Source organism: Magnetococcales bacterium, from assembly GCA_015228815.1.
Lineage (GTDB): Bacteria > Pseudomonadota > Magnetococcia > Magnetococcales > UBA8363 > UBA8363.
Genome location: JADGCV010000052.1, coordinates 1 through 21977 on the forward strand (window position 1 = coordinate 1; position 21977 = coordinate 21977).

At 55.9% G+C, this 21977-nt stretch carries 24 protein-coding genes; 12 read left to right on the top strand and 12 right to left on the bottom strand.

All coding sequences use genetic code 11. The features are described from left to right. Positions 1-83 precede the first annotated feature (83 nt). The 4 genes from HQL76_15985 to HQL76_16000 all read right to left on the bottom strand — a co-directional run bounded on the left by HQL76_15985 (position 84) and on the right by HQL76_16000 (position 5676). Complete coding sequence (locus HQL76_15985) at positions 84-1172, bottom strand: KamA family radical SAM protein (protein MBF0110668.1); 1089 nt, start codon at positions 1170-1172, stop codon at positions 84-86. A 321-nt stretch (positions 1173-1493) separates the two neighbouring features. Next, positions 1494-2150, bottom strand: a complete 657-nt coding sequence (locus tag HQL76_15990) for a response regulator (GenBank protein MBF0110669.1) — start codon at positions 2148-2150, stop codon at positions 1494-1496. A gap of 3 nt (positions 2151-2153) precedes the next feature. Beyond that, a complete protein-coding gene (locus tag HQL76_15995; GenBank protein ID MBF0110670.1) occupies positions 2154-4424 on the bottom strand; it encodes an MCP four helix bundle domain-containing protein in 2271 nt (756 codons plus the stop codon). 28 nt (positions 4425-4452) lie between these two features. Beyond that, the gene (locus tag HQL76_16000; protein MBF0110671.1) at positions 4453-5676 is read right to left on the bottom strand and encodes a citrate transporter; all 1224 of its coding nucleotides are present in this window, start codon (positions 5674-5676) and stop codon (positions 4453-4455) included. A 346-nt stretch (positions 5677-6022) separates the two neighbouring features. Between HQL76_16000 and HQL76_16005 the strand changes: the two genes are divergently transcribed. Continuing rightward, positions 6023-6655: a hypothetical protein gene (locus HQL76_16005; protein MBF0110672.1), complete on the top strand. Its 633-nt coding sequence runs from the start codon at positions 6023-6025 to the stop codon at positions 6653-6655. 132 nt (positions 6656-6787) lie between these two features. Here HQL76_16005 and gspG read toward each other — a convergent pair whose 3' ends face one another. From gspG to HQL76_16025, 4 genes are all read right to left on the bottom strand, one after another. Beyond that, positions 6788-7234, bottom strand: a complete 447-nt coding sequence (gene gspG, locus HQL76_16010) for a type II secretion system major pseudopilin GspG (GenBank protein ID MBF0110673.1) — start codon at positions 7232-7234, stop codon at positions 6788-6790. Positions 7235-7266: 32 nt separating this feature from the next. Then, complete coding sequence (locus tag HQL76_16015) at positions 7267-7695, bottom strand: DUF420 domain-containing protein (protein ID MBF0110674.1); 429 nt, start codon at positions 7693-7695, stop codon at positions 7267-7269. A gap of 77 nt (positions 7696-7772) precedes the next feature. Continuing rightward, on the bottom strand, positions 7773-8246 hold the full coding sequence (locus HQL76_16020; protein ID MBF0110675.1) for a copper chaperone PCu(A)C: 474 nt from the start codon (positions 8244-8246) through the stop codon (positions 7773-7775). Between the two features lie 29 nt (positions 8247-8275). Continuing rightward, positions 8276-8935 carry an SCO family protein gene (locus tag HQL76_16025; protein MBF0110676.1) on the bottom strand — a complete coding sequence of 220 codons (660 nt, stop codon included), beginning with the start codon at positions 8933-8935 and terminating at the stop codon, positions 8276-8278. Between the two features lie 149 nt (positions 8936-9084). On the opposite strand from HQL76_16025, the gene HQL76_16030 reads away from it, so the two are divergent. The 5 genes from HQL76_16030 (at position 9085) to HQL76_16050 (ending at position 15898) form a co-directional block, all read left to right on the top strand. Further along, positions 9085-9639, top strand: coding sequence for an NAD(P)H-dependent oxidoreductase subunit E (locus tag HQL76_16030; GenBank protein ID MBF0110677.1), 555 nt, complete (start codon positions 9085-9087; stop codon positions 9637-9639). Positions 9640-9641: 2 nt separating this feature from the next. Then, complete coding sequence (locus HQL76_16035; protein MBF0110678.1) at positions 9642-11417, top strand: NADH-quinone oxidoreductase subunit NuoF; 1776 nt, start codon at positions 9642-9644, stop codon at positions 11415-11417. Between the two features lie 17 nt (positions 11418-11434). Further along, complete coding sequence (locus tag HQL76_16040) at positions 11435-14395, top strand: FAD-dependent oxidoreductase (protein MBF0110679.1); 2961 nt, start codon at positions 11435-11437, stop codon at positions 14393-14395. Between the two features lie 231 nt (positions 14396-14626). Then, positions 14627-15295 carry a DUF3782 domain-containing protein gene (locus HQL76_16045; GenBank protein MBF0110680.1) on the top strand — a complete coding sequence of 223 codons (669 nt, stop codon included), beginning with the start codon at positions 14627-14629 and terminating at the stop codon, positions 15293-15295. A 237-nt stretch (positions 15296-15532) separates the two neighbouring features. After that, a complete protein-coding gene (locus HQL76_16050; protein MBF0110681.1) occupies positions 15533-15898 on the top strand; it encodes a Crp/Fnr family transcriptional regulator in 366 nt (121 codons plus the stop codon). 1 nt (position 15899) lies between these two features. Here the strand turns inward: HQL76_16050 and HQL76_16055 are convergent, their stop codons facing one another. From HQL76_16055 to pgeF, 4 genes are all read right to left on the bottom strand, one after another. Continuing rightward, positions 15900-16169 carry a hypothetical protein gene (locus tag HQL76_16055; GenBank protein MBF0110682.1) on the bottom strand — a complete coding sequence of 90 codons (270 nt, stop codon included), beginning with the start codon at positions 16167-16169 and terminating at the stop codon, positions 15900-15902. Continuing rightward, positions 16166-16708 carry a CoA pyrophosphatase gene (locus tag HQL76_16060; GenBank protein ID MBF0110683.1) on the bottom strand — a complete coding sequence of 181 codons (543 nt, stop codon included), beginning with the start codon at positions 16706-16708 and terminating at the stop codon, positions 16166-16168. Before HQL76_16060 ends, HQL76_16055 begins: the two co-directional genes overlap by 4 nt. 173 nt (positions 16709-16881) lie before the next feature. Then, a complete protein-coding gene (locus HQL76_16065) occupies positions 16882-17598 on the bottom strand; it encodes a lytic transglycosylase domain-containing protein (protein MBF0110684.1) in 717 nt (238 codons plus the stop codon). A gap of 139 nt (positions 17599-17737) precedes the next feature. After that, positions 17738-18574, bottom strand: coding sequence for a peptidoglycan editing factor PgeF (gene pgeF / locus HQL76_16070; GenBank protein ID MBF0110685.1), 837 nt, complete (start codon positions 18572-18574; stop codon positions 17738-17740). Positions 18575-18648: 74 nt separating this feature from the next. On the opposite strand from pgeF, the gene rpsF reads away from it, so the two are divergent. The 6 genes from rpsF (at position 18649) to HQL76_16100 (ending at position 21826) form a co-directional block, all read left to right on the top strand. After that, complete coding sequence (rpsF, locus tag HQL76_16075) at positions 18649-19065, top strand: 30S ribosomal protein S6 (protein MBF0110686.1); 417 nt, start codon at positions 18649-18651, stop codon at positions 19063-19065. A 64-nt stretch (positions 19066-19129) separates the two neighbouring features. Beyond that, positions 19130-19477: a single-stranded DNA-binding protein gene (locus HQL76_16080; GenBank protein MBF0110687.1), complete on the top strand. Its 348-nt coding sequence runs from the start codon at positions 19130-19132 to the stop codon at positions 19475-19477. 93 nt (positions 19478-19570) lie between these two features. Further along, positions 19571-19867, top strand: a complete 297-nt coding sequence (locus tag HQL76_16085; GenBank protein MBF0110688.1) for a 30S ribosomal protein S18 — start codon at positions 19571-19573, stop codon at positions 19865-19867. Positions 19868-20101: 234 nt separating this feature from the next. Continuing rightward, on the top strand, positions 20102-21103 hold the full coding sequence (locus tag HQL76_16090; protein ID MBF0110689.1) for a DUF2232 domain-containing protein: 1002 nt from the start codon (positions 20102-20104) through the stop codon (positions 21101-21103). Positions 21104-21107: 4 nt separating this feature from the next. Next, positions 21108-21560, top strand: a complete 453-nt coding sequence (rplI, locus tag HQL76_16095; GenBank protein ID MBF0110690.1) for a 50S ribosomal protein L9 — start codon at positions 21108-21110, stop codon at positions 21558-21560. A 35-nt stretch (positions 21561-21595) separates the two neighbouring features. Then, positions 21596-21826 (top strand): zinc ribbon domain-containing protein, encoded by a 231-nt coding sequence (locus tag HQL76_16100; GenBank protein MBF0110691.1) that lies wholly within the window; start codon positions 21596-21598, stop codon positions 21824-21826. The last annotated feature ends 151 nt before the right edge of the window (positions 21827-21977 follow it).

Consider the following 21977-nt stretch of genomic DNA (forward strand, 5'->3'; position numbering starts at 1 on the left):
CAAAACCCTGGGGGCAATCCCCAAGACCCCTTTTTTCTTTCAATAATTGAACCCAGAGGGTACCTGGGCAGTTACGAAATATCTCAAGATGCGCCGGTTTCCCTTTTCCATTCCGAATAGTCATCCATCCACAGAGCTTGAGGATTACGCCGGCACTTAAGGAACCGCCCCCGATTCCGCGACTCTGCCGCGCGATGATAGCGAAAATGAACATGCCTGTCGTTCATACCGACCACTTCCAGTTTGCCGCTTTCGTGAGAGATGACATAGCGAACCCTCTTCGCCAGTCCCGACACCCGTCCCATCGCCTCACTGAAAAGGGCATACCCCTCCTCGATGGGGATGACAAAAGGACGATTGGCCATGGTAGGACGGCATTGAAACAGATAATACGGGGCGACGCCGATGAATGACAACTGGCGGAACAGTCGTTCCAATACGTCGGCGTCATCATTGATCCCCCGGATCAACGGCGTCTGATTGACCAGGATGACTCCCGAGCGCATCAGCAGATCCAGAGCCGCCACCGACACCGACGTCAATTCCCGAGGGTGATCGAAATGGACGGTCAGATAGATTCTTTTCCAGGGAGTGCTGAAACGGGAAAGCATGGAGGAAAAATCGGGATCTTCCAGGATGCGGTGCGGATTGAATGCGGGCGTTTTACTTCCGATACGAATGATGCCGACATGATCGATCGCCCGCAACCGTCCCAATATCTCGGTCAAACGCTCCGTGGAAAGACATAATGGATCGCCCCCCGTCAACAGGACATTGGTGATTTCCGGGTGCTCCTTGACATAGTCCAGGGCAATATCGAGATTTTCAAGTCTTTCATGGACCTCGCGTTGAAAGATTCGCTTGCGAAAACAATAGCGACAAATACCGGCGCAGGTTTCACTGACCAAAAGCAATACCGTTGTTGGATACTTGTGTTCCAGTCCAGGTAATACGGTATAACGATGTTCCCGTGACGGATCGGCGCTCCCCCAGGAAATAAGTTCTTCGGGAGATGGAATGACGATTCGTTTCAGGGGATCGTTTGGATCATTCCAATCGATCAACGACAGATAATAATCGGTCGCCCTGAATGGATAACGTTCCTCGACCTTTCCCAGGTGGGCCAGGTCCTGGTTGGAAATACCTGTCAGACGTCCATAAGTGATGGTCATGATGGAACCTCCCTGTCGATGGTTTCGCTTCCCCCGGTACTCCTTATCCGTTCTTTATTCAGGCCAAAACATTCAATCCATGGGACATGAATTGGATGACAAGAAACAATCCCAACAATACATTTTCATTGTTCATGATCGACGAAAACGGATCGCATGCGTACCGGATGGAGAAGAAAAATTGATCAACGATCACATTCTCTCAACAGTGAGTTTCCCACTTCCATCGGATTGGTACAATATAATAATATTTCAATAAATATGAACTCCAATCCACAATTTCACACCCGGATCATATTCGTCAAGGATCCAAGCCCCCATTCAACCTCCCGACGGACTCAATACCCGCAACAATTGGAATGCATTGGTCCCGGAAGGTGTCAGGGCATACAGTTTATCCTCTCCCTGGCGCAACAATTGCGCCTCCCGGAGGATTCGCAGATGGAACATGGTCTTGGTATGATCGCTGATGGCCAATCCAGCACTGATGTCGGTCATCCTGAGAACACCGGACTGTCCCAGCATTTCGATGATCCGCCGCCGGATGGGGTTGGCCAGGGAGGACAGGGTTTGATCGATGTCGCAGGACTGGATCCGCATTTCGAAACGGCGTTCCTCCAATGAACGACGAATGACCGTGACCAGATCATCGAAACGAAAAGGCTTGGCAAGGTAATCGGAGGCCCCGCGACGGATGGCCTGTACGGCAGTGTTGACCGTGGCATAGGCGGTCAGGACGATAAATTTGGTGGCGCCACGAATCCTGCGCATCTCCTGCATGGTTTCGATTCCGTCCATGCCGGGCATGATCAGATCCAGAAGCACGACATCGATCCGCTCCCTGGTCAAAAAACGCACCCCCTCGATCCCAGTGGCGGCGGTGGTCACTTGAAACCCTTCATGGAGCAGCAATGCCGCCAGATTGTCACGCAACTCCGCTTCATCATCGACGATCAAGACATGGTGGACCTCGGCCATCGGTCAACCCTCCATAGGGGGGCGATTCAAGGGAAGAGTCACAGTCGCGACCACGCCTCCCCCAGAGGCGTTGGCCACATCGAGGGTTCCACCATGTTGTGCAACGATGCTGTAACAAATGGGAAGACCCAAACCAACGCCGAGGCCTGATTTCTTGGTCGTGAAAAAAGGTTCGAATATTTTTCCTTCCAGTCCGGGCGCCAGGCCCGGCCCCCAATCCCGCAACTGAATCGCCAAACGCTCCCCCGGAAGCCCGAGGACCTGAAGATGCATCCGGCATGGCCCCGTTCGGGCATCCAGGGCATTTTGCATCAGATTGCGCAAAACCTGGCCAATCTTCATCCGGTCCCCGCGAATGCAATAGGATTCCGGCAGATCGACGGTGATTTCGAAGGGTTGGGCATCGGCCTGAATCAGATCGATGACCTCGTCGATTTCATCCTTGAGATCGAAGAATTCAAACTCCAGTTGCCCGGTCCAGGAATATTCCATCATCTGACGCGCGGCATGGGTCGCCCTGCCGATATTGTTTTCGACCTGGGTCAATCGCCGATCGATCTCGGAATCGACGCCATGCGGCGCCATCAGAAAACGAATGTTCTGCAATCCCATGGCGGCCGTCGAAAGCGGATTGTTGATTTCATGCGCCACCCGAACCGAAAATTGTCCAATGCTCGACATTTTTTCGGAGACCATCAACATCCGTCGCAGTTCGGCCCGTTCACGCAACACCCCCGCCAGTTCCTTCATGGCGTTGAGCAGACGGTCGCTGGGAGAACGTTCCGTCACCGTCACCGACACATCCTCGCGGGCGAGACGTTCGGCCATGTCGGCGACCTGCTGCTCCACCCGTACCAGATTCTTCAACGAGTGCAACAGCAGATCTTCCGCGGACCGTGGCTGAATGTTCACGTCCAGATCGCCGATGGCCAGTTTTTCGGCAACGTTGGCGGCATCATGGGTCGAGCGTGCCAGCAGGTTCAAGGAACGGATCAATTCATCCTCCGATGACCGCTCCACCAGTGAAACCCGTACATCCCCCACCGCCAATTGTTTCACCGCCACCACCACACGCCGTTCCGCCGCCACCATCCGTTCGATGGCCTGCATCAGATGACCGAACTCGTCGCGAATCGGTTCATTGGTCCTTCCGTCATGGTCCGGGCCAAAATTGCCCAGAGAAACCGATTCAAGCGTGGTAATCGCCCGATTCAATCCAAGGTTGACATCCCGGGCAATCCGAATGGCAAACGTTGCTCCAATGAAAAAACTCAAGGTCAACAGAGAAAAAAGGACGCCGGACGCCCAGAGAAAATCGCGATCCGACTGACGTTCCGCATCGAGCATTCTTTTTTCGCTGCTCGATGAAAGAAGATGCAGGGCATCGCGCAACTGGAACACGATCGGCATGCCCCGTTCGCGGGACAGACGAATCGCCAGATTATTCCCATTTTCCAATGTCAGGGTCCGTACCTTGAACGAACTCGCCAGGTAGGCATCAAGATGTCCCTTGAACCGCGACAGGTCCTCCGGAACCGGGCCCGGCCCCAGCAGCAGGGCAAGACGCTCCAGGTTTCGATACAGTTTTTTCTCATTCATTTCAATATTTTTGCCATCTTCATTCATCCGAACCTCATCCGTGGACAAGATCATGTGGAGTTCATCCTTGTGCAGGGTCATCAGCAGCAACCGGATTTCCTGGATGACTGCGGAGATTTCCCCATCTTGCCGGAAGCGCGTATCCGGATCGGAGCCCGAATCGGACCGGCTCCCTTCCCAGGACAGCAGGGCGATCAACGAATCATCCGCGTTTCTCAAGGAATCAGCGCCCTCGGTCTCGACCATCCTCAGGGCACGCACGTTTGAATTGAGCATGCCAAACTGTTGAATTTCCCGATCGACCTCAAGCAACTGGCGCATGAGTTCGGTGATCCGTCGCACCACCGCCGCATCCCGATCGCCGGAGACCAATTTTCCCAGGTCGGTCAATGATTGTTGCAACTGCTCGTGAATACGGGAAATCTCGGTGGCGAAGAGCGACATTTCCTCGGGATGATCCGAAAGGATGATGTTGCGTTCCAGACGCGAAACGTCCAGAACGCCCCGGTCCAGAAAATGAAGCAGGCGGACCTTTTCGACATCACGCCGGATCAACCTGTTGATCCGTTCGTTGAGTATGTTCAACATTCCGGACGCAACCAGAGAAGACAACAACAGACAAACAAACAAAATGAAGAACCCACCATAAAGGCGGGTTCTGATGGAAAAGCTCATGCCGATTCTCAACGAAGGAAGGGATCGGTCATGGAATTGCGGTCACCTTGATCGGATGCGGATCCCAACCCATGACCATCAACATCACAAAGAAACCCACCAGGTAGCCGATGGGAATAAACCATCCATGACGCAGCCAGAGAAAGACCGAACGAGCCTCGGGAATGCTGTTGGAAATGGCGACTCCGGCGGAAGAACCGAACCAGATCATGGAACCGCCAAATCCGACCGCATAGGCAAGCATTCCCCAATCATACCCACCCTGCTTGATGGCAAGAGCCGTCAGGGGAATATTATCGAAGACTGCGGAAATAAATCCAAGCGCCATGGTGGTTAACCATGTCGCTTCGGGTAATTTTTCCACCGGCATCAAGGATGCGCATGTGACCAGAGCCAGAAGAAACAACGATCCCTTGGCCGTGGCGGGCAGCAACCCCCAATCGGGCTTTCTCAAGGGCGCCGTGAGCAGCAGGGCAACCCATACCGCCACACCAATGAAGGGAAAACCGTCGGCCAAATGGGAAAAATACAGATTGACGGAAACATTCGTGGCAATGGCTGCGATCAGGATGAAAAAGACGATGCCCACCCGGACCTTGTCATAATGAACCACCGTGTCCGACACGGCAACGAGATCGGCATGGCGCGCCTGTTGAATCGATGCGGGAATGCCAAAGACGATGAACGCGACGAAAGCCGCCAGATAGGCCGGAAGGACATGGAGCGGATTGACCCCGGCAATCCACATCATGGTCGTCGTCGTATCCCCGACGACGCTTCCTGCCCCTCCCGCATTGGATGCGGCAACGATGGCGGCAATGTAACCGATATGAATCCGGCGCCGATAGATCGACAATGCCACGGTGCCGCCGATGATGGCCGCCGCAATGTTGTCGAGAAATCCCGACAGCAGGAAAATCAGCAGCAGAAGCACAAAACCACCCTTCCATCCCTGGGGAAGAATTCTCGGTATCAATTCAGGGACATGGCTGCGCTCGAAATGATCCGCCAACAGTGCAAACCCGACCAGCAGGCAAAACAGATTGACAAGAATGACCCACTCATGGCCAAAGTGGGCCGACAGGCCGGCAAGACCATCGCCATGCCTGAACCCGGTCACAAAAAAGTTGTATCCAAGAATGATGGTCATTCCGGTTGCCGCAACCTGCAAAGTGCGGTCGTGAAACAATGCCACCCCGATCAGCGTCGCCGCGAACAGTATAAAATCAAGCGGAACCCCTCCCAGGACCAAGCCGTCGGCCCGTCCCGAAGCCCATGCCTGCCAGGGAAGCAACAATACAATGGCGATATGGGTCCATTGAATAATCTTTTTCTTCAAGTGCCCCTCCTCGATTTGTCGTTTAAAAGTTTCTCAAGCAAAAAAACGGCGTGACAATTGATTATCATTGTCATTTTGAATCAAATTGATTATTTTACCCGCAACTCATCTCCACGCATGACGCCTGATCATGGATTATGGTTGGACCCGTCGCTGGCAGCAATGTGAAATTATTTTCAATCTCATTAGATAATATTTATATTCATTTAGGGAATATCTGCCGTTTGTTTTCACAATCCACCCCTTTCGGAGTATCAGCATGGAGCGACAAGCAAGCATCGAGGAGTTGACAAGCCATCTGGAACGATTGACGCGAATCGTCGAAGCCAGTGAACGTCGGCATCGGAGCATGGTCCGTTCCCTGAGGTGGCTTGGGGTCACGATGGGAAGTCTGGCGATTCTGATGGTGGTTTTCGTCGGCAATGGGGTATCCCAGGCCATTGCCGAGGTTCATCAGGGACCGGGGGGAAAGATCGAGTCGTTCCTGGAAAAAGTGGAGGGACTCCTGACGCATCTGATGCAGGAAAAGAAGACGATCGGAGGCCTGATCCACAACCTGGCGTCACTGACGGAGTGGGCCAACGAGCGGGTACACAATCCACAGGTCATCCATGTGACCCAGGAGATGGTCAATCTGGGATTGCGCATCAAACAGGATTCCGACCTGATGCGCGGCATGATCTATACTTCGTCGTCCCCGCTCGACCGACAAAATGTACGCCAATGGCAAAGTCTGACGCCAGAGCAGTTGGATGATCCGCTCGCATCGCCCGCTGTTGCCGCCCATCAGATTTCCGGGTCGGTGGCGGGATCACTCAATGCGATGGTCTGGTCGATGGATTCCACGGCGGGTCGAATGGGCCGGGCCTGGTCGTGGATGCCGATGCCCTGATTGGCAAGGAATAAAATTATTGAGAGAAAAAAGGGGGGCCCTCCTTGCGGGCCCCCCTTTTTTCTTTCAATAATTCCAAGCTCTGGGGGTACCTGGGCAGTGACAATATTTCTTACACATTCGGTTTCTCCGTCACTGCGACGGTGACAGATTCCAGGATTCGACATCGGCGGCATTTCCTTCCCCCCCCAGTTCGCCATCCGCTCCCATGGAAACCAGGTCATATTCTCCATGCACCCCCGGAGACATGTAGACATAAGCCCCATCCCAGGGATCCTTGGGCAGTTTGGCCAGATAGCCACTCTGACGCCATTGTTTGGGGACAGGCTCGACGGTCGGTTTCTTGACCAGGGCATCCAACCCCTGATTGGTGGTCGGATAGCGATGGTTGTCCAGACGATACAGATCCAAAGCCTGGCCGATGGCCTGAATATCGAGCGTCGCCTTGGTCCGCCGCGCCTCGTCGGGCCGATCCATCACCCTGGGAATGATCAACGTCGCCAGGATGCCGAGAATCACGATCACCACCATGATTTCAATCAGCGTAAATCCACTCGATCCCCGAATACGACCGACCATTGAACCGTCCTTTCCATCGATAGTGTTCGCGCTCATACCGCCACCATCATCGCCATGCCATACACCACCAACCCGGAAAAACAAACGAACAACCAGACAGGCAGCGTCCAGCGGGCGATCCGGACATGCCCGGAAAACCGGCCCCGAAGGGCATGGACCACAGTGATCGGCACCAGAATGGCGACCACCAACGCCATGAAAATATGGGTGAACAGAATGGTGAAATAAAACACCCGCACCATCCCCTGTCCCGGAAAAGGGACATGCCCCACCACCGCGTGGTAGCCCAGATAGACGATCAAAAACAACACCCCCACCACCAGACTGGCCACCATCAGCCGCCGATGCCGCTCCCGCCGCCCCGAACGGATGGCCCAATATCCAGGCAGAAGCAGCATCAAACCCGAAAGATTCAGAAAGGCCAGAACATGGGGCAACAGCAGAACAAGATCATGATTCATAAAATGACGCCCCTTCCCTGGAAAAACAGATCATCCATCAACAGGTCCCAACGATCGGCGCGGCCTCGACCGCAGCGTCAGTGCCCACCATGTCCGGAAGCATGCCCGGCAGAGGATGCTCCATCCATTTTCACCGGCACCTCGATGTCAATCTTGCCACCATCGCCAAAGGCCAGGGTCAGAGGGATCATGTCCCCCTCCCGAATCGTCTTTTGCGGAGTCAGCAACATCAGGTGGTGCCCCCCCGGCTCAAGGGTCAAACGCTTCCCCGGGGCGATCACCATGTCTTTTCGCGCCACCATCCCGGCCATGCCGTTCACGACAACGGTCTCATGCAATTCGATCTTGAGAAAGGCAGGACTCGTAACCGCCACCAACGTCATCGGAACCGATCCGGTATTTTCGATCCCCATATAGGCGGCCATCGCCTGCACCGAAGGGGGAGCGGCCCGGATCCAGGGATTCTCGATGCGGATCCCCTCCCCGGCCCACGCCTGAAAACTCAACACCAGCGACAACAGCATCATCGGGAAGATCGAAATTTTTTTCATGGAATTGCCCCTGTCGTGTCAAAAAGGGTTCACTGGTACAAGGATACGATTCTGGAAAAAAGGAGGGCCATTTTTTCCGCATCGTGAAACTGTGATTGAAACAGGGCATGAAACCGCCCCCGGGGATCAATGAGGTAGATCGCCGAAGTATGGGCAATCTGATAGGAGCCGTCCGCCTCGGCGGGAGAGGCCCGGACCCCAACCCCCAACCCCTTGGAAAAGCGTTCGATCTCCTCGACGCTTCCATTGACGCCGATAAACGCCTTGTTGAAAAAGGGAACATACTCCTCAAGGAGTTTTGTCGTGTCCCGTTTCGGATCGATGGTGACGAAAACCCCCTGGATCCGGTCCTTGTACTCGGGCTGTGTTTCCAGCCGGGTGAACAGGTCGCGCATAAGCCCCATGGTCACGGGACAGACATCGGGACAATGGGTATAGCCGAAAAACATGAAGGTCCAGCGGTCCTGGAACCGGGAGCGGACAAACGGACGACCGTGATGGTCCACCAGTTCGAAGGTGGGGATGACCCGGGGACGAGGCAAAACCACCCCGACCAGATCATCGGGAAGTTTTTTGGCATCGACATAGAATCGATACCCCACCTGAGCGACCAGGGTCAACAGACCGCCGATGATGAAGGCGAGAAGGGCGGTTTTCTGCCCGCGAGGAAGATTTTTCAAGAGTGGCATGGAACGGGCCTCGGTGGGAAATTACGACTTGTCATCGCTCTATAAATATTTTAGATTCGGCGTTCATGCAAGCCATCGTGAATGGGTCGCCCAGGCGTAACCCTTGAGAGCCCCCGTTTTTCCCTCAGACTTCAAGCAGGAGCAAGGCCGTGAGCAAAGCTTCCCTGGAAGCCACCGTGGATCCAGAAAAGGTCCAGGGTTGGATCACCAAAATCGGCTCGGATTCATCCGCGGCCGTCCCCCTATTGCAGGCCATTCAGAGCGAGTATGGCTATCTGCCGCGAAAAGCCATGAACCTCGTCCTCGAAGGGACCGAAATCAATGCCAGCCAACTGTTCGGGGTGGCGACGTTTTATGCCCAGTTCCGCCTGGATCCGGTCGGTCGCCACATGATCAAGGTATGCCACGGTACCGCCTGTCACGTTCAAGGGGCCGATCGCCTGAATACCTCCCTGAGACATGCGCTGGGCATCGACGATCCCAAGGAAGATACCGCCGCCAACGGCAGTTACACGATCGAAAACGTCGCATGTATTGGTTGCTGCAGCCTGGCCCCGGTCATGCTCATCGATGGCGAGGCCTTTCCCAATCTCAAGGGAGCCGACGCCCAAAGGCACCTGGTCAAGCATGCCAAAACCAAGGGTGAGGTACTCCCTGGCCACACCGGCGATGGCGACGACCAAACCGATGCGAAGGAGAAGTGAACATGAGCGGTGATATGGTCATTACCATGGGTGAAGGGACCTGCGGCATCGCCGCTGGAGCGCCGGAAGTTACCAAAATATTGAAGGAACGCTTTCCCGAAGCGACCTTCAAGGCAGTGGGCTGCATCGGCATGTGCCACCTGGAAGTCATGGTGGAAATCGAGTCCGGCGGCAAATCATGGCTCTGGGGCAACGTCAACAAGAAAAATCTGCCGAAAATCGTCCGTTTCCATCGCGGTCAAGGGGATCTCCCCGAGGCGATGCTCATCCGTTCCACCGACAATACCGAAACCGAGCGGTCGCAGTATCTGACCCGGCAAACCCGCATCGCCCTGCGCAACGTCGGCGAACTCAACCCGACCTCGATGGAACAGTTTCGCGCCCGCGGCGGATACAGCGCCTTCGAGAACATCATCAAGGGTGGAATGACCCCGGAGCAGGTCATCGAAGAGGTTCGCGTCTCCTCCATTCGCGGACGCGGTGGCGCCGGCTTTCCCACGGCAGTCAAGTGGGGCTTTGCCCGCAGCGCCCAGGGGGAACCCAAATACTTAGTCTGCAACGGTGACGAAGGAGACCCGGGGGCCTTCATGGACCGCTCCCTCCTCGAAGGAGACCCGCACAGCGTCGTCGAAGGGATGCTGATCGCGGCCTACGCCATCGGCGCCTCGAAAGGTTATGCCTACATCCGCGCCGAATATCCCCTTGCCCTGAAACACTTCGCCATCGCCCTCGACGATGCCCGGCAGGCGGGGTTTCTCGGTCACGACATTCTGGGATCGAATTTTTCATTCGACATCAAGATCAAGGAGGGCGCCGGGGCTTTTGTCTGCGGCGAGGAAACGGCACTGCTCGCCTCGATCGAGGGTCAACGGGGCATGCCCCGGATCCGACCGCCCTTCCCCGCCATTCAAGGGGTGTTCGGCAAGCCGACCATCATCAACAATGTCGAAACCCTGGCCAACATTCCCTGGATCCTGAAAAACGGCGGTGCCGCCTATGCCCGGATCGGAACCGAAAAGAGCCGTGGCACCAAGGTGTTCGCCCTGGCCGGCGCAGTCAAGCGCGGTGGTCTGGTGGAGGTCCCCATGGGGATGACCATCCGCCAGCTTCTGGAGGAGATCGGCGGCGGTTCCGCCTCGGGCCGGCCACTGAAGGCGGTGCAGCTGGGTGGACCTTCGGGCGGATGCATCCCCGAATCGCTGTTCGACACCATCATCGACTACGACGCCATCAACGCCACCGGCGCCATCATGGGTTCAGGGGGGATGGTCGTCACCGACACCAAATCGTGCATGGTGGACCTGGCCCGCTTCTTTCTGGAATTCACCCAGATCGAATCCTGCGGCAAATGCACCTTCTGTCGCATCGGCACCCTGCGCATGAAGGAACTGTTGACCAAGATCTGTGACGGCAGTGGCACTCTGGAAGATATCGACACCCTTGAGGAGCTGGCGCAACGGGTCAAGGATGCAAGCCTTTGCGGCCTGGGTCAGACCGCACCCAATCCGGTTCTCACCACCCTCAAATATTTCCGGGACGAATACATCGCCCACGTCACCGAGAAACGGTGTCCGGGCGGGGTCTGCAAGGGACTGATCACCCACACCATTTTGCAGGACAAATGCACCGGGTGTTCCATCTGCGACCGTTATTGCCCGGTCAATGCCATCACCGGTGAACTGAAGAAACCCAATACCTGGGTGATCGACCAGAAAATCTGCATCAACTGCGGGATGTGTGTCGAAGTCTGCAACCCTGACGCCATCCTGGCGGCTTGAACCGGGGAGATACCCTTATGGAAAACACCGTTTCCATCATTTTGAATGGACGCACCCTGGAAGCCAAGTCAGGGGCAACCATTCGCGAGGTCGCCCAGCAGGAGGGGATCAAGATTCCCACGTTCTGTCATGACGACCGTCTCAAACCGTTCGCATCCTGTTTTCTGTGTGTCGTCGAGGTCAAGGGGGCCAGGACACTTCTTCCGGCCTGCTCGACCCGGGTGGCCCCGAAGATGGAGATCCAGACCGACAGCGAAAAGGTGACCACCTCACGCAAGATGGCTCTGGATCTTCTCTTGTCCGATCACGCCGGTGACTGCATCGCCCCTTGCGAGGCGACCTGCCCGGCCAACATTGACATTCAAGGGTATATCGCCCACATCGCCAACGGCGATTTCGCCGGCGCCGTCCACCTGATCAAAAAGCGCAATCCACTTCCGGTGGTATGTGGCCGCATCTGCCCCCATCCCTGTGAAGCCCAATGCCGTCGGGCCCTGGTGGATGAGCCGATCGCCATCAATCCGCTCAAGAGGTTTTCCTCCGAATACGAGTTGGAACATGGACCGTTTGTCCCGCAGCCGGGGACCGATACGGGCAAGAAGGTCGCCATCGTCGGCGGCGGACCGGCAGGTCTGTCGGCGGCCTATTTCCTGCGCCAGGCGGGACACGCGGTGGAGATCTTCGAGGCCCTGCCCGAACTGGGAGGGATGGCCCGTTATGGCATTCCCCGGTTTCGTCTGCCGTGGGACTTGATGGACAATGAAATCAAGGCCATTCTCGATCTTGGAGTCAAAGTCCATTTCAACAGCAAACTCGGCGAAAATTTCTCCATCGCCGATCTTAAACGGCAGGGATTCGACGCCATCCTGCTGGCCATCGGCGCCCACAAGTCCAAGCCGATGCGCATCGACAACGAAGAGGTCCCCGGAGTCATGGGCGGCATCGATTTTCTGCGCAAGGTGGTCCTCAAGGAGCCGGTTCAGGTCGGATCGAAGGTGGCGGTCCTCGGCGGAGGCGATACCGCCATGGACTGCGCCCGTGTCGCACGGCGACTCGGGGCCCAGGTGACCCTTCTCTACCGCCGCACCCAGGCGGAAATGCCCTCCTCTCCCTGGGAGCAGGAGGAAACCCATGAGGAGGGGGTTGAATTTCGTTTTCTCACCGCCCCGTCGGCAGTGGTCGTTGATGAAAACGGTCGCGCCAAGGCATTGAGGGTCATCACCATGGAACTGGGTGAACCCGATGCCTCGGGACGCCGTCGTCCGGTGCCGATCGAAAACAGTGAAGAAGATCTGGAATTTGACCTGATCATCCCCGCCATCGGCCAGGACCCCGATCTTTCATTCCTCGACCGCGAGGAGGTCAAGCCACAGACGACCAAATGGAGCACCTTCGTCTATGACGAAAAGACCCAGGTCACGACGATGGAAGGGGTGTTCGCCGCCGGCGACTGCGCCTTCGGGCCGGACATCCTGATCCGTGCCATCGGCGAGGGGCGGCGAGCCGCCGAGGCGATCAGCCTGTACCTCAACGGCGCCCCGGTCAAACTGACCCGTCCCTACGCCATCTCCCGGGGACGGCTGAAGGAACTGGATTCCGCCGATTTCGCCCCCCGTTTCGTCCACAAGAAGCGGGCCATGGAAACGACCCTTCCCTCCGAGCAGCGTCTCAAGAACAATGCCGGTTGGGCGCCGATCAACGTCGGACTGGATCAGATTCAGGCCATGGCCGAGGCGACCCGATGCATCGAGTGTGGTTGCAACGCCCGCTTCGATTGCGACCTGCGCAATTATTCGACCGATTACAATGCCACCGAAAAACGGCTCGCCGGGGCCAAACGTTCCTATGAAGAGGATAAACGTCATCCCCTGATCCGCATCGAATCGGACAAATGCATCACCTGCGCCTCGTGCGTTCGCATTTGCAACGAGGTACGCAATATCAACGCCCTGACCTTCGTCAATCGCGGTTTCGTGACTCGGATCGGACCCAATTTCAACGATCCCCTTCAGGAGACCGGTTGCGACGCCTGCGGCATGTGTACCGATGTCTGTCCCACCGGCACCCTGGCCCCCAATACCGGCAAGGAATGTGGACCCTGGATCTGGAACGAAACCATCAGCACCTGTACCGACTGTTCCAGGGGCTGTGGCATCAAGGTGGCCAGCAATCGCAACCGCATCGTCAAGATCCAGTCGATCAATTCCGATTCGGTCAACGGCGCCGTCATCTGTGCCGAGGGGCGGTTCGGCTATCAGTTGCTGGCCAAACGGGCCAACCGCGACAACGATCAGGCGATCCAAAAAGGACGGGAGATTCTTGGCCTGGGCGGACGGGTCGCCATCCTGGTCAGCCCCAGGGTGATGGTCGAGGAGGCCTATGCCGCGGCGCGTCTGGCCAAAAGAACGGGTGGAACACTTTATTGGGTCGCGGGAGATGCCATTCAGGGAGCGGCCAAATCGGCTGGAAAAATGCGCGGTGAGGCCAACGTCTCTTTGTTGGCACTTCTGGGAGGCAAGGCCTGGAAGGGAGAGGAGGCGGATACCTACGTCACGGTCAATCTGGCCAAAATGCCGCAAAAAACAACTTCAAACCGCATCATCGCCTTGAACTCCCATGGTATCCAGGACGACGTTACCGTTTTGATCACCGTGGCGGATCCGTTGGAAACCAGCGGTACGTTTCTCAACCGCGACGGCGATTTGTGCGTCTTGAACAGGGCCCTGGTCAATCAGGGGGCGCCAAAAGGATTCAGCGCCCTCATGCGTCTGAGCGGCGAGGAGGGATTGGCAGAGTTGTCCGCCCTGCAAAAGGCCCTGGCGGGAGAGGTCACGGAAATGTCGCTTCTGACACAACTCAATGGTCATCGGGTCGTCAAGACCGGGGTCGCTCCGATCCTTGTCGCCAGCGTCCCCGACAGCCGCGAAGCCGCCTTTGCCCTGCACATGAAACAGTTGGATCTTCCCTGGGCGGGTTGAACCTCTTTCATTTTGCAAAAGACCGGGAGGAGGGAGGGAGAGAAGTCCCCTCCCTCCGCGGTGGCTGACCGAAAGCGGAAATCCGGGACTTGAAGCGAATGACATGCAAAAATGACATATCCTGGGATGGTTATGGTTTATCTGCTGCACACGTTGAAAAAATCGGGTCCATAATGCAGAATGAACAGGGTAACCCGTGGTCAACGAGTACCGTGAATGGGAGACATCGTGATGTCGCAGGCCTTGACTTTTGATGACATCTGGAAAATGTTCCAGGAAATGGTCCAGGAGGATCGTGAACGAAGAGCGGAGTTGGACCGCGAAATCAAGGAAACCAGCCAGCAGATCAAGGAAATCTCCGCTCAAATGAGAGAAACCGACCGCAAGTTTCAGGAAACCGACCGCAAGTTTCAGGAAACCGAGCAGCAGATGAAGGAAACTGACCGCAAGATCAAGGAGGTCAGCCAGCAGGTTGGCAACCTGGGCAGTCGGTGGGGTGAGTTCGTCGAAGGCATCGTCGCCCCGGCCTGCGAAACTCTGTTTGCCGAGCGGGGCGTTCCAGTGCATCGTGTTGCGCCTCGGGTCAAGGCAACGAGCCTGGACGGCAACCGGCGCATGGAGATTGACCTGTTGGTGGACAACACCGACAGCGTTGTCCTGGTGGAGGTCAAGAGTCGTCTGACCGCCGAAGATGTCCGTGATCATCTGAAGCGGATACGCGAGTTCAAGGAGTTCTATGAAGGTGAAGGTGGCGCACAAGTCATGGGTGCCGTGGCCGGCATCCTGATCGATAAGGATGTCGATCGATTTGCCATGAATGAAGGGCTGTTCGTCATCGTCCAGTCCGGCGACAGCGTCAAACTGGCCAATAAGGAAACGTTTGTACCACGTACTTGGTGACCATGGGTTTTTGCATGGCGGCTGGGATCATCCTGTCTTAAACCGCAACCAGTACGAGATGCGTCATTCTTCGAGTGAAATGGCGCGTGGAAAAACAAGGTCAAAATCAAAAACAAAACCCTGGGGGCAATCCCCCAGACCCCTTTTTTCTTTCAATAATTGAACCGGTAAGGTACCTGGGCAGTTACCTTTTTTTTCAATAATTTTCTCCGATCCAATCGGTTGGCCTCCCCTGCCATGATCATCAAAAAAAAAGAGACTGATTTTCAGACCCTCTATAAGCAACTGAATGACAGCAATCGGGAAACGCTTTATCGATTCGCCCAATTCCTGGTGACCATCGAGCAGGAACAATCGGTCGTCCCCCCCGCCAAACCCCTGAACATTCCCCCGTCGCCGGGTGAAAATGTCATTCAGGCATTGAAACGGCTCAAGAAAACCTATCCCATGATCGATACGGACATCCGATTGTTGGATGCCGCCTCGCAATTGGTATTGCAGAAGGTATTGGGCGTCCCCGATACGGAATTGATCGAAAGGATGGAAAAACTGTTTACCGATGCCTATCAGGCATGGCAAGCAGACAACGGACCGGGCCAATGATTCATTTTTGCAGATCGGCCTTCGAAGGGGGACGTTCAAGATTGGCTGGAGGGTGCTGAACCGAAACCAATCGGTACAGGCCGATGCCCAGAAATACGGTCACCAGGAACATCATGAAATATTTTGCAAACTCTGCTCTGAACTGCGATCGGTCAGGCGTTTCCATGATTTTTTGCGTCTCCGGATAATGATACCGCCAAAGTAACCGACTGCCCACGGCAATGGCCGACAATACCAGGGCCGCAAAAACCGCCATGAAAAAAAGCCTCATGCACAACCATCCTTCATCAGGAATGCGACAAATTGATTGATGATCCGGGCGGTCGCCCCCCAGATGACATGTGAACCATACTGGTATCGTTCGGGCGCGGCTTTTCCCTCCGAAAGGAAAAAACTCAATGGCACGGTCAACACCGCATCCACCTCCCGGGGTTCTGGTTGTACTTTGATTTCCGGAGAAAATACCCCGACAAAAGGATGAATGATGAATCCGGTCACGACGGTTGCAACAGGGGGCAATCTGCCGAGGATGCGTGCGGGACGGGCCTGTGGACCCAGTTCCTCGATGGTTTCACGCAGTGCCGTCTCCAGAACGGATCGATCCCAAGGTTCGCAGCGCCCCCCCGGAAAGGCAATCTGGCCTTTGTGATGACGCACCTGCTGCGAACGACGGATAAAAAGCAACCGACACCCCTCTTCCATCCCCCCGTCCGGAAACAACAGAGGCACAAGGACCGATGAAAGAATTCCCTGCCCCTGGGTCTCACCGTTTTCCCTTGCATCCAACGAAGGAATACACCTTGCGACCATGTCCGGGGTTACCATGTTTTTTCCGTCACCCTTCAGCCCCCCTCATCACTGATCAAAAGAAAGAAGGTCTGGGGGATTGCCCCCAGGGTTTCGATTTTGTTTGTTCCCGCCTCGCCTTCATCGCGGCGGTGATCCCGGAGAGAAGGACTGCAAGATCCGACTGCCCATCGGAATCAATTGGAAACGAGCCTGATGATGGGAACTTCGGTCGTCCCCTCCCCTGCTGCATCGGATGCGGTCACAGTGATCAGTTCACGATCCAGAATCTCCGAAACCACGGCATGCCGCGCGGCGAGATAGGAAGAACGATGAAGGAAACCATACGCTTCCGGTCCAGGCTGGGACTGGGCGACCGTAGCAGCGGGAAGAGGCATGACGTTGGGCAGCGCGGGCGTCCTGGTCCGAAGCGCCATGGTCTTTTCCCTGGCCTCCTTGCTTCGGGTCTTGTTCAGGCTGGCCTTCAGCCGGGGGGTGCGCAGAGGGACCGGTTTTTTGCTGAAGTTTTCCTTGGCATATTTGGCCATGACGCGCCGAACATAGCTTCGGGTCTCGGGAAAAGGGGGCATGCCGCCGAATTTATCGACGTTTCCCGGCCCGGCGTTATAGGCGGCCAGGGCCAGGGGAAGGCTGGGATACATGTCGATCAGACGTTTGATGTACCTGGCTCCGCCCCGCAAACTCTGCTCGGCATTGAACCGATTGGTGACCCCGAGGGCCCGAGCGGTCGCGGGCATCAATTGCATCAACCCCCCCGCCCCCTTGTCGGAAATCAGTCCAACCTTGAAGTCGGATTCGACATCGACAATGGCGCGAAGAAGCCCGGCATCCACTTTTTCCTCGCCCGCCACCCGATGAATCAAACGGTTGAGATCGCCGGAGGAGGCATGCAACGGGTCAGGGATCGTTGCGAGGACACCCGTGAGAAACAGCGTTGAAAGCAATGGGATAAAGGCCGATGCCCGTTTGTGGCGAAAGGATTTGTCCAGGGTGGACCGGAAGAACCGGGATCGTGGTTTTCCGAAGCCTCGATCACGACAGGACGATTCCCCCCAACTGCCTGCCGCACTGTCCTTCCCCGGATTTGCTTGACCTTCGATAACTGAAAAACGATTCACTATTTTGGAAAGTGCACATTTTAACATCACTTATGCCTTCCTGGGGAACCCCCCGTTCATGTAATCGCTCTTTAATGTATTGAGGAAGATTAAACTGGAACCGATCTTCGTTTGCAAGGAATAAAAAGAATTTTTCCACATCGCAAACAAGGCCATTCTGGAGATGATTGCGCCTGAATTCAAGAAAAAACTTGTGATCGACCTCGTAATTGGGGGGGCGAATGGCAGGACCGATGATGGCGCGGATATTTTGGGTCCTGGCGCCCTGGGATACCATGGCGTCGATACAGGATTCGAGGATTCCGGACAGGGCGCCGCGCCATCCGGCATGGGCCGCCCCCACGACCCGGGCCTTGGGATCGTAAAACAGAACGGGGGCGCAATCGGCGGTCAGGATGCCGATGGCGACGCCAGGTTCCCGGGTCACCAGGGCATCCGCTTCGACAACGGGTTGCCCCGGAGCGGCGATGATGGTTTTGCTACCGTGGACCTGACGGACCAGACATAAATGATCGAGGTCATCCTGGACCAGAAGGTGACCGAGGTGACGGACGAGCGCCCTCCGGTTTTGCAGGACCAGGGCGGGATCATCGCCGACGTTTTGCCCCAGATTGAATCCCTTGTAACCGCCGAGACCAGCGCCACCGCGGCGGGTCGTGAAGAAGGGATCGGCGCCCTTCGGAAGAATTCCTTCCTCCAGAGAAAGAAATTGCGGACCTTCTTGACATTGATGCGTTTTATCGGTTATCATATTCGTTTCCGTTGGCTTTTATCCTTGCTCCGAAACCGTGCGACGGTCGGGGCGAAACACCGAAAGGAGAGGCTGTGGCCTTCTACGAATCCATATACATCGTCCGACCCGATCTTACCACCGAACAGCTCGAACAGGTCAACAAGCGAATCACCGCCATCATCACCGACAACGGCGGCCAGATTCTTCAGACGGAACTCTGGGGGCGTCGGCAACTGGCCTATCAGGTCAAAAAGAACTCCAAGGGCTATTATGTCTTCAACCTGATTGAGGGAGGCGGCGGGTTGATTGCCACCCTGGAATCCCGACTGAAGATCGACGAAGACATCCTCAAGTTTCTCAACGTCCGGGTCGAAAAACCGGTCCGTACCCCTTCGCCACTTGCGGGCAATGATGATCGTCCCTCGCGTCCCCCGGGAGACGCCACCGATGCTGCGACGGAGGACAGCGACGACATGGACTCCGGAATGGACGAGGAACCACGGAACTGATCGGTGGACCGGGATCATCGAAACGGCGCTCGGAAAACAATCGCGCCGAGACAGGCTGCCTCGGATGCTTGAACCGTTCACTCCATGGGTCAACGAAGTCCGATTGGAAGGAACTCTGACCTGTCCATGCGCCGTTCGCACCACTCCGACAGGATTGTCGGTGGCGGTGGCGGAACTGGATCACGCCGCCGAATTTCCCGATACCACCCCTGTCAAACGGCTTGAGTTGAAAATTTCGGTGGTCCTGTTCGATACCTTGGCTGATCGATGTGCCGGTCTCGCCGCAGGAACACCCGTCAGAATCGTCGGCAGACTGAACCAGAAACGTTGGATACGGGACAACCGGATCCGCTGGGGACAGGTGGAAATCATCGCCACCGCGATGGAAACCATCTCCTCGCGCATCGGTTGAGTCCCTCGCGGGACATCCTTCTCAACCGCCCAATTCAATCGGTTCGATCGGCCCAATTGCCACATCATGACCTTAAGCGAAATGGATACCACCATGTCTGAACATGATCACGGATCGTTTGGCCAAAACGATGGCCACAAATCAAAATCAGCCCGCCCCGTCGGCTTTCGCCGTCCTTTCTTCAGGAGACGGAAGGTCTGCATGTTCTGCGCCGACAAGGCGATTCGAATCGACTACAAAGATCCCAAACTGTTGCTGCGCTTCATCACCGAACGCGGCAAGATGGTTCCCAGCCGGATCACCGGCGTCTGTGCCCCGCATCAACGCCATCTGAGCAAGGCGATCAAACGGGCAAGAAACATTGCCCTGCTGCCCAATCTGGTCAAATGATCGCAGCGCCCGGGATATGGCGCCACGGTCCCTACGGTTCCAATACCGCTTCGACTCTTCGTACCGGCGGCAATCGATGGCGTGTCCGGGTCGATAAGCGCATCCGGTCTCTTGTGGGCATTTACATCACAAAACTTCGCCGGGGGAGATGAACTCCCCCGGCTTCATAAATAACGTTTTCGGGTGTCCCTTGAACCGGCAAAGTCCTTTTCATCATCAACGCATCGTGTGGTCATGCTGATTCGTATCGTCTCCGAATACCCCGCCATCGCGGGTCTGGGGGCGATGCTGCTTCTCATGCTGCCCACCCTGGTCGCCGTTTTCCTGTCCTCTTCCCAGGGGAGTGGTCTGGCCATGATGCTTGCGTTACCCTTTCAAGCCATCACCCCGCTGCCCATCTTCCTGGTCAGCCTGAAACGGGGACTCAAAGGGGGGCTGATCGCCACGGCCATCCTGACGGGAGGAACCCTGCTGCTGACGCAGGATTTTCAGTTTTCCCTTCTGGTGTTTCTCCTTCTGGCGGCGTTCCCGCTGTTGGCCTCCGTCATGTTGATCAAGGGGTGGAACTTTTCTCATGGCGCTGGTTCGGGCTTTTTCCTCGGGTTGCTGCTCCTGCCGATTCTGTTGACCGTTTCGATTCATGCCCCTCTGGAAATCGAAAAAACCCTGACCTCTTCCCTGACCACCGTTCAGGATCGTTTCGTCTCGATGGCGCAAAGCCAGGGGGCCGATGCCAAAACCATCCTCGAACATCAACAGGTCTTGAAGGAATTCTTTCACCTCCTGGCCTTTCTGTCGCCCGCCCTCATGGTCACGGGATGGTTCATGCTGCAATTGGCCAACCTTGCCCTGACGCGATTCCTTTTTTCGAAAATGCCCGGGTATACCCTGCCACGGGAAAATTTTGCAAATTTTCGCGTTCCGTTTTTTATGGTCTGGCCTGTCATCGTTTTTGCCCTTATCATGATGACCACCGAAGGCCAATGGCAACGTTTCAGCGCCAACATGAGCCTGTTCCTGGGCATCCCCTATTTTTTCCAGGGGTGGGCCGTCATTCAATCCTACTTTCTTCATCTGAAGGTCCCCGCCTTCTGGCGGAATTTGTTTTATTTCTTTATTTTCTGGTCATCGAAGATGGCCCTGGTCGTTGTCGTGTTCGGGTTCTTCGATACTTGGGTCAATTTTCGCAGCCGCATCAAAAAAACAGGGGAAGGACAGGATCCTTCCGGGAGATAACCGCATGGAAGTCATACTTCTTGAAAAGATCAGTCGGGTGGGCAATCTGGGTGAACAGGTCAAGGTCCGCGGCGGATACGGACGCAACTTCCTGATCCCCCAGGGCAAGGCGCTTCCGGCCACCAAGGAAAACATGGCCCGTTTCGAACAGCAGAAGGCCGATTTCCAAAAACGCCAGGATGAAATTCTGGCAACCGCCATGGAACTCGCCGCTCAGGTCGAGGAAATCGCCGTCGTTCTCGACCGACCCGCGGGAACAACCGAAAAATTGTTCGGCTCGGTCACCAATGCCGATATTTCCAGTTTCTACAAGGAAAAAGGATTGGACATCCCCCGCAGCCAGATCGATGTCCCCCATCCCATCCGGGTATTGGGCGAACATACCATCCGGATCCGCCTGCATCCCGATGTCATTCCTGTCGTCAAAGTGGTTGTGGAACGCCGTGTTTCCAACTGACCAAGCGTTGACCTCCATTCCGATGGGAGAACACCATGCCTCTTTATGATTATAAATGCGATGCCTGTCATACACGCTTTGAACAGGAGCATTCCATGACTGCCCCCCCGGTCAAGGTCTGCCCCCATTGCGGCCAGGAAAAGGTACGAAAAATTCTTTCCACGGGTGGCGTCATGAGCCATGGCATCTCCCGTTCCCCTTCGGGACCGCCTCCATCCTCCCCCTGCGGCATGGGGGGGTGCGGAACGGGAATGTGCGGCATGTAACAAAATGAGGGACGTGCGGGGGGAAACGCTTATCCCCCCGCCATGACGTGAGAAAAAATTCAATCGCCAAAGATTTTTAAACCGCAACCATCACGGGACACGTAGTTTTCGGGCTTCAAATGTGGCATGATCGGCATGTAACTTTCCTTAA

Excerpts from the sequence above, each read along its gene's own strand:
- HQL76_15985 (MBF0110668.1), bottom strand. The coding sequence starts at position 1,172 with ATGACCATCACTTATGGACGTCTGACAGGTATTTCCAACCAGGACCTG.
- HQL76_15990 (MBF0110669.1), bottom strand. The coding sequence starts at position 2,150 with ATGGCCGAGGTCCACCATGTCTTGATCGTCGATGATGAAGCGGAGTTG.
- HQL76_15995 (MBF0110670.1), bottom strand. The coding sequence starts at position 4,424 with ATGAGCTTTTCCATCAGAACCCGCCTTTATGGTGGGTTCTTCATTTTG.
- HQL76_16005 (MBF0110672.1), top strand. The coding sequence starts at position 6,023 with ATGGAGCGACAAGCAAGCATCGAGGAGTTGACAAGCCATCTGGAACGA.
- gspG (MBF0110673.1), bottom strand. The coding sequence starts at position 7,234 with ATGGTCGGTCGTATTCGGGGATCGAGTGGATTTACGCTGATTGAAATC.
- HQL76_16015 (MBF0110674.1), bottom strand. The coding sequence starts at position 7,695 with ATGAATCATGATCTTGTTCTGCTGTTGCCCCATGTTCTGGCCTTTCTG.
- HQL76_16020 (MBF0110675.1), bottom strand. The coding sequence starts at position 8,246 with ATGAAAAAAATTTCGATCTTCCCGATGATGCTGTTGTCGCTGGTGTTG.
- HQL76_16025 (MBF0110676.1), bottom strand. The coding sequence starts at position 8,935 with ATGCCACTCTTGAAAAATCTTCCTCGCGGGCAGAAAACCGCCCTTCTC.
- HQL76_16035 (MBF0110678.1), top strand. The coding sequence starts at position 9,642 with ATGAGCGGTGATATGGTCATTACCATGGGTGAAGGGACCTGCGGCATC.
- HQL76_16040 (MBF0110679.1), top strand. The coding sequence starts at position 11,435 with ATGGAAAACACCGTTTCCATCATTTTGAATGGACGCACCCTGGAAGCC.
- HQL76_16045 (MBF0110680.1), top strand. The coding sequence starts at position 14,627 with ATGTCGCAGGCCTTGACTTTTGATGACATCTGGAAAATGTTCCAGGAA.
- HQL76_16050 (MBF0110681.1), top strand. The coding sequence starts at position 15,533 with ATGATCATCAAAAAAAAAGAGACTGATTTTCAGACCCTCTATAAGCAA.
- HQL76_16055 (MBF0110682.1), bottom strand. The coding sequence starts at position 16,169 with ATGAGGCTTTTTTTCATGGCGGTTTTTGCGGCCCTGGTATTGTCGGCC.
- HQL76_16060 (MBF0110683.1), bottom strand. The coding sequence starts at position 16,708 with ATGGTCGCAAGGTGTATTCCTTCGTTGGATGCAAGGGAAAACGGTGAG.
- pgeF (MBF0110685.1), bottom strand. The coding sequence starts at position 18,574 with ATGATAACCGATAAAACGCATCAATGTCAAGAAGGTCCGCAATTTCTT.
- HQL76_16080 (MBF0110687.1), top strand. The coding sequence starts at position 19,130 with ATGCTTGAACCGTTCACTCCATGGGTCAACGAAGTCCGATTGGAAGGA.
- HQL76_16085 (MBF0110688.1), top strand. The coding sequence starts at position 19,571 with ATGTCTGAACATGATCACGGATCGTTTGGCCAAAACGATGGCCACAAA.
- HQL76_16090 (MBF0110689.1), top strand. The coding sequence starts at position 20,102 with ATGCTGATTCGTATCGTCTCCGAATACCCCGCCATCGCGGGTCTGGGG.
- rplI (MBF0110690.1), top strand. The coding sequence starts at position 21,108 with ATGGAAGTCATACTTCTTGAAAAGATCAGTCGGGTGGGCAATCTGGGT.
- HQL76_16100 (MBF0110691.1), top strand. The coding sequence starts at position 21,596 with ATGCCTCTTTATGATTATAAATGCGATGCCTGTCATACACGCTTTGAA.